Source organism: Streptomyces europaeiscabiei (assembly GCF_001550375.1).
Classification (GTDB): Bacteria; Actinomycetota; Actinomycetes; order Streptomycetales; family Streptomycetaceae; genus Streptomyces; species Streptomyces europaeiscabiei.
On sequence record NZ_LRTR01000116.1, the window covers coordinates 1 to 6,695 of the forward strand.

The window sequence follows — 6,695 nt, forward strand, 5'->3', positions numbered from 1 at the left end:
CCCCCTCCAGCATCGCCGCCGTGCGGGTGGTCAGGGTGGTGCGGTGGGGCGGTACCTGGGGTGCGCGGCTGGCTCGCAGGCGGGGTGGGGGCCGTTTCGTGCAGCTGTTCGGGGTGGCTCAGCCGTCAGCCGTCGGGCGGGCGTCCGGGTCCTCCGGCTCGCTCGGGCGTCGGGCTCACGGAGCCTCGTTCGGCGGTGGCCGCTACCGAGGCGATCGCGTCCGTCAGGCGGTCGAGTACGGCGTTCGTCTGTTCGTCGGTGATCGTGAGGGGTGGGAGGAGGCGGACGACGCCGGCATGGCGGCCGCCGAGTTCGACGATCAGGCCGCGGCGGAGACACTCGCGCTGGACCGCGGTGGCGAGGGAGGGCGCCGGTGGGCGCGGGCCGGTGCCGTCGGAGGGAGGCGGTGCGTCCGGGGTGACCATTTCGATGCCGATCATCAGCCCCCGTCCCCGTACGTCGCCGACACAGGTGAACTGGTCGGTGAGGCCGCGGAGTCGGGTGAGCATGCGGGCGCCCAGGGTTTCGGCGCGTTCTGCGAGGCCGTTCTCGCGGACGTGGGCGAGGGTGGCGGTGCCGGCGGCCATGGCGAGCTGGTTGCCGCGGAAGGTGCCGGCGTGGGCGCCGGGCTGCCAGACGTCGAGGTCGTCGCGGTAGACCACGACGGCCAGCGGGAGGCTGCCACCGATGGCCTTGGACAGGACCATCACATCGGGGACGACTCCACTGTGCTCGACGGCCCAGAACCGGCCGGTGCGGCCCACGCCCGTCTGAACCTCGTCGGCGATCAGCGGGATCGAGCGCGCGGCGGTGATCTCGCGCATCCGGCGCAGCCAGCCGTCCGGGGCGGGGATGACGCCGCCCTCGCCCTGGACGGGTTCGAGAATCATGCCTGCGGGCAGCGGTACGCCGGACTTGGGGTCGTCGAGGACGGACTCGGTCCAGCGGGCGGCGAGTTCGGCGCCGCGCTCACCGCCGATGCCGAAGGGGCAGCGGTAGTCCTGCGGGTACGGCAGACGTGCCACCCGTACGTCGTAGGAGCCTCCGGACGCTTCCAGTGCCCCGGCGGTCATGCCGTGGTAAGCGCCGGTGAAGGCGAGCATTCCGGTGCGTCCGGTCGCCGCCCGGACCAGTTTGAAGGCGGCCTCGACCGCGTCCGTACCGGCGGGTCCGCAGAACTGGACGCGTGCGCGGTCCGCGAGCCCTGGCGGAAGGGTGCGGAACAGTTCGGTGGTGAAGGCGTCCTTGACGGGGGTCGCCAGGTCGAGGACATGGAGCGGAGCGCCCGAGTCGAGCACCTTGCGGATCGCTTCGAGGACGACCGGGTGGTTGTGGCCGAGGGCGAGTGTGCCCGCGCCGGACAGACAGTCGAGGTAGCGGCGGCCGTCGGCGCCCTCGATGGTCAGCCCGCGTGCGCGGACAGGCACGATGGGCAGGGCTCGCGCGTAGGTGCGCGCCGCCGACTCTCGGGCGGCCTGCCGCCGCAGGATCCCCTCGTGCGCCGAGCGCGCCCCGTCGGGTTCCCGTCGTGTGCGCTCCGGTTCGTACTCGTGCCCCGAACGCGCTCGCTCGGGCTCACGCCCCACCCGCGCCACCGCAGACTCGGTCACCGCCACGACTGCACTTCCTCCCGCTGTTCAGAGGCGAGTTGGCAGGGGTCACCGAGCACCGGCGGGTCCCCCGCCCATACCAACGACGCGACTCGCACGGGGAAGCGGGTGAGACGAAGATCCTTGCCGTGACGGAACCGTTGCCGTTCCATCGGATGTCCCCCACAACGACCGCATAGTGTGTGATGCCGTTCCGAAGGACGCGGCTCGGCGGATCCGTACCAAGCCGCGCGTACGACGACTACGTACGAAGAAGCAGGTGTACGGAGCCGCGCGATGGCGTGTCGGTTACGTACAAGGGGGCGGTGGGCGCGCGGAGGAGCCGTGCGCGATCCGCTTCGGCACCACAGAGTTCTCTTACGCCCCAGGGGGAGTCCAGACCATGCGACCCATACGACCGCTCTTCGCCACTCGTCGCGGAAGGAGCACGCGCCGCCGAACCTCCCCCGTTCTGGCCGCGGTCGGCCTTGCCACGGTTCTGTCGTTGACCGCAACGGCGTGCGGCTCGGGTGACACCACGGCGAACGCCGACGCGTCGGCGTCCGCGCAGGACAGCGGCAGCGCGGGTGACGGCAAGATCCAGATCCCGGACGACATCAAGGACAAGCTCAAGGAACACGGGATCGACCTCGACAAGTGGCGGGGCGGAGCCTGGAAGAACTGGGACAAGGACGACTGGCTGCGCGAGGCCGAGGACTACGTCAACCCCATCATCGAGGACCTGTGGGACCCGGACCGGATGCGGGACGCCGAGGAGCCGGAGAAGGAGGTCGACGAGAGCGACCTCACCGGTGACCAGGGCGTGACCGACCCGACGCCGCAGTCCGTCGACGCCGAGGCGGTGTCGACGGAGTACCACGCGAACGCGCCCGAGGCGGGCAAGGTGTTCTTCGACGCGCCCGAGGGCACGATGGTCTGCTCGGCGACCGTGGTCCAGGACCCGGCCAACCCGGGCAAGTCCAACCTCGTGTGGACGGCCGGCCACTGCGTGCACGCCGGCAAGTCGGGCGGCTGGTACCGCAACATCGCCTTCGTGCCCTCGTACAACGACAGTGGTATGTCGGCGTCGGAGCTGCAGACCGCCACCAAGGAGCAGGTCGCTCCGTACGGCGTCTGGTGGGGTGACTGGGCTCAGACCTCGGACCAGTGGATCGAGCAGGGTGGCCAGTCGGGCGGTGACGGAGCGCCGTACGACTTCGCGGTGATCCATGTGACGCCGGAGGAGGGCAGCGGGGGCAAGTCGCTGGAGGAGATGGTCGGTTCGGCTCTGCCGGTGGACTTCGACGCGCCTGCCGTCCCGCAGGTGGAGAGCATCACGGCGACGGGCTACCCGGCCGGGGCTCCGTACGACGGCGAGACGATGTACCAGTGCACGGACAAGCCCGGGCGGCTCTCGCTCGTCGAGGCCGATCCGACGATGTACCGCATCGGCTGCAGCATGACCGGTGGTTCGTCCGGCGGTGGCTGGGTGGCGACGGGTTCGGACGGTCAGCCCGCGCTGGTGTCCAACACCTCCATCGGACCGGTGAGCGCCGGCTGGCTGGCCGGGCCGCGGCTGGGCAAGGACGCCGAGGGCGTGTACCAGGCGGTGAGTGACAAGTTCGCGCAGTGATGCCGCGCAGGCGGTGACGGCGGGGGCGCGTGGAAATGCATGCCGCGCGCCCTGCGTCCGTCTCCTCATGGCGCGCGGGTACACCGAGCGGCCGGTGCCCCTGCACATCTCGAAGGCCCGCGCCCCTCGGTGGAGGGGGCGGGCCTTCGGGACGTACGGACAAAGATCATTCGGCGTCGAGGCACGACGGACCGGTCGACCGTCGGACGTACAGGTGCATCGGTCGACCGTCAGGCCGTGGCCGCCGGAACGTACGGGGCCAGGTCGGCCGCCAGCTCCTCGTGCACCCGGGTCTTGAGCAGGGTGCCCTCCGGGGTGTGCTCCTCGGAGATCACCTCGCCCTCGGTGTGGGCGCGGGCGACGAGCTTGCCGTGGGTGTACGGCACGAGCGCCTCGATCTCGACCGAGGGGCGCGGCAGTTCGCTGTCGATCAGGGCGAGCAGGTCCTCGATGCCCTGGCCGGAGCGGGCCGAGACCGCGATGGAACGCTTCTCGATCCGCAACAGCCGCTGCAGCGTCAGCGGATCGGCCGCGTCCGCCTTGTTGATCACCACGATCTCGGGCACCTTGGTCGCACCCACGTCGCGGATGACCTCGCGCACGGCGGCCAACTGCTCCTCCGGCGCGGGGTGCGAACCGTCGACCACGTGCAGGATCAGGTCGGCTTCGCCCACCTCCTCCATCGTGGAGCGGAACGCTTCGACGAGGTGGTGCGGCAGGTGGCGTACGAAGCCGACGGTGTCCGCCAGGGTGTACAGCCGCCCGCTCGGGGTCTCGGCCCGGCGCACGGTCGGGTCGAGGGTCGCGAAGAGCGCGTTCTCGACAAGTACGCCCGCGCCTGTGAGGCGGTTGAGCAGGGAGGACTTGCCGGCGTTGGTGTAACCGGCGATGGCGACCGAGGGCACCTTGTTCCTGCGGCGCTCCTGGCGCTTGATCTCGCGGCCGGTCTTCATCTCCGCGATCTCCCGGCGCATCTTCGCCATCTTCTCGCGGATCCGCCGCCGGTCCGTCTCGATCTTGGTCTCACCGGGACCACGGGTGGCGAGGCCGCCGCCCTTGCCGCCGCCCATCTGCCGGGACAGCGACTGACCCCAGCCTCGCAGCCGCGGCAGCATGTACTGCATCTGCGCGAGCGCGACCTGGGCCTTGCCCTCCCGGGACTTGGCGTGCTGGGCGAAGATGTCGAGGATCAGGGCCGTACGGTCGATGACCTTGACCTTGACGACGTCTTCGAGGTGGATGAGCTGGCCGGGGCTCAGCTCACCGTCGCAGATGACGGTGTCCGCGCCCGATTCGAGGACGACGTCCCGCAGCTCGTTGGCCTTGCCGGAACCGATGTAGGTGGCCGCGTCCGGCTTGTCGCGGCGCTGGAACACCGCGTCGAGCACGAGCGCACCCGCGGTCTCCGCGAGGGCGGCCAGCTCGGCCAGCGAGTTCTCCGCGTCCCGCGCGGTTCCCGTGGTCCAGACACCGACGAGTACGACGCGCTCCAGGCGGAGCTGGCGGTACTCGACCTCGGTGACGTCCTCGAGTTCGGTGGAGAGGCCCGCGACACGGCGCAGGGCCGCACGGTCGGATCGGTCGAACTGGTCGCCGTCCCGCTCTCCGTCGATCTCGAAGCTCCAGGCGACGTCCTCTTCCATCAGGGCATCGGCCCGAAGATTCTCGGGGTCGTTCTGCGCGAAGGCGCTCTGTGCGGCCTGGGAAGGGGAAGAAGAGGAGGTCATTGGGTCCTTACGTCGAAAGGGATACCGAAGGGCGGACGGATCACGATCCGTCACTGGTGACAACGCCCGGGGCGTCCGGGAGATTCCCGCCGCCGACTCGAAGATGGTCGCACGGGACGCCCCGTCTCGTCACCGGGTTATTTCCCTTCCACGCCGGAGCCACACCCCGGTGGATCGACGGCTACCGCTTCGCCGAGACCGTCGCCGGGGCCGACTTCCAGTCGGGGTGCCCCGGCATGGGTGGCGTCTTCACCTCGTACAGCCAGGCGTGGAAGAAGCCGCCCAGGTCGCGTCCGGCGATCCCGGAGGCGAGTTCCTGGAAGTCTGCGGTGGAGGCGACTCCGTCCCGGTGAACGGCGACCCAGGCCCGCTGGAGCCGGGCGAAGGCGGGACCGCCGATCTCCTCGCGCAGGGCGTACAGGAAGAGCGCGGCCCCGTCGTAGACGTTCGCCCGGAAGATGCCGATCTTCTGGCCGTTCCTGGGCTTCTTCGGCGCCGCCGGCGGCCCTCCGGCGGTCCGCCAGCCGTCGGAGGCGCCGTAGGCGGCCTTCATGCGCGCCTCCACGGTCCGGCCGGCCGTCTCCTCGGCGTACAGGGCCTCGTACCAGGTGGCGTGTCCTTCGTTGAGCCACAGGTCGGACCAGGTGCGGGGGCTGACGCTGTTGCCGAACCACTGGTGGGCCAACTCGTGCACCATGATCGACTCGACGTACCACTTGGGGTACTCGGGCCTGACGAACAACTCCCTCTCGAAGAGGGAGAGGGTCTGTGTCTCCAGCTCGAACCCGGTCTGCGCCTCGGCGATCAGGACGCCGTACGTCTCGAAGGGGTACCGGCCGACCTTGCCCTCCATCCACTCGATCTGGGCGGGGGTCTTCTGGAGCCATGGTTCGAGTTTCGCGCGGTCCTTCGCGGGGACCACGTCGCGTACGGGCAGGCGGTGGGGTCCGGTGCGGTGGAGGACCGCGGAGCGGCCGATGGAGACCTGGGCCAGTTCGGTGGCCATGGGGTGCTCGGTGCGGTAGGTCCAGGTGGTGGTTTTGGGGGCGCGGTCCGTGGCGGTGGCGAGGCCGTTGGAGACGGCCGTGTAGCCGTCGGGCACGGTGACACGGATGGTGAACATCGCTTTGTCGGAGGGGTGGTCGTTGCAGGGGAACACCACGTGCGCCGCGTCGGCCTGGTTGGCCATGGCGAGCCCGTCGGCGGTCTGCACCCAACCGCCCTCCTCGTCCCCCGTGTACACGGGGTCGCTGGTGTGCCGCACGGTGATGCGGGTCCGGCTGCCCTCGGGTAGCGGCTCGCGGGGTGTGATCACCAGATCCTCGCCCGCGCTCGTGAAGGCGGCGGATTCCCCGTCGACCTCCACGGAGCCGACCTTTCCGTGCGAGAAGTCGAGGTTGACCCGTTCCAGACGGGAGGTCGTCCGGGCGTCGATCGAGGTGACGGCGGTGAGTGGCTCGCGGTTGCTGCCGGGGTAGGTGAACGCGAGGTCGTACGACTCCACGTCGTATCCCGGGTTGCCGAGGTGCGGGAAGAGCCGGTCGCCGACGCCCAGGGGCACGGCGGGTGGGGGGGCGCTCGCGGCGATCAGGCAGACGGAGACGGCGGAGGCGAGCAGCGCGGCCTGGACGCGGCGGCTCCCGGAGCGTGGGGTGAGCGGCATGGACCACCGCTACCAGCGCGCTCGTGCTCCGCGCCGCCGACTCGCAGCGGGCCCACCCGAACGAGCGGCCCGCCGTCTGCCGG

Annotated in this window: 4 protein-coding genes; 1 reads left to right on the forward strand and 3 read right to left on the reverse strand. The window is 70.6% G+C overall.

Features of this window, described 5'->3' with window-relative positions:
• Positions 1–125: 125 nt before the first annotated feature.
• On the reverse strand, positions 126–1,616 hold the full coding sequence (locus AWZ10_RS05255) for a diaminobutyrate--2-oxoglutarate transaminase family protein (RefSeq protein WP_046707876.1): 1,491 nt from the start codon (positions 1,614–1,616) through the stop codon (positions 126–128).
• Between the two features lie 376 nt (positions 1,617–1,992).
• Between AWZ10_RS05255 and AWZ10_RS05260 the strand changes: the two genes are divergently transcribed.
• Positions 1,993–3,222 carry a trypsin-like serine peptidase gene (locus tag AWZ10_RS05260; protein ID WP_107308014.1) on the forward strand — a complete coding sequence of 410 codons (1,230 nt, stop codon included), beginning with the start codon at positions 1,993–1,995 and terminating at the stop codon, positions 3,220–3,222.
• Between the two features lie 230 nt (positions 3,223–3,452).
• On the opposite strand, the gene hflX is transcribed toward AWZ10_RS05260, so the two are convergent.
• Positions 3,453–4,949, reverse strand: coding sequence for a GTPase HflX (gene hflX, locus AWZ10_RS05265; protein ID WP_046705373.1), 1,497 nt, complete (start codon positions 4,947–4,949; stop codon positions 3,453–3,455).
• Between the two features lie 181 nt (positions 4,950–5,130).
• Positions 5,131–6,612 carry a M1 family metallopeptidase gene (locus AWZ10_RS05270; RefSeq protein ID WP_060890561.1) on the reverse strand — a complete coding sequence of 494 codons (1,482 nt, stop codon included), beginning with the start codon at positions 6,610–6,612 and terminating at the stop codon, positions 5,131–5,133.
• Positions 6,613–6,695 lie beyond the last annotated feature (83 nt).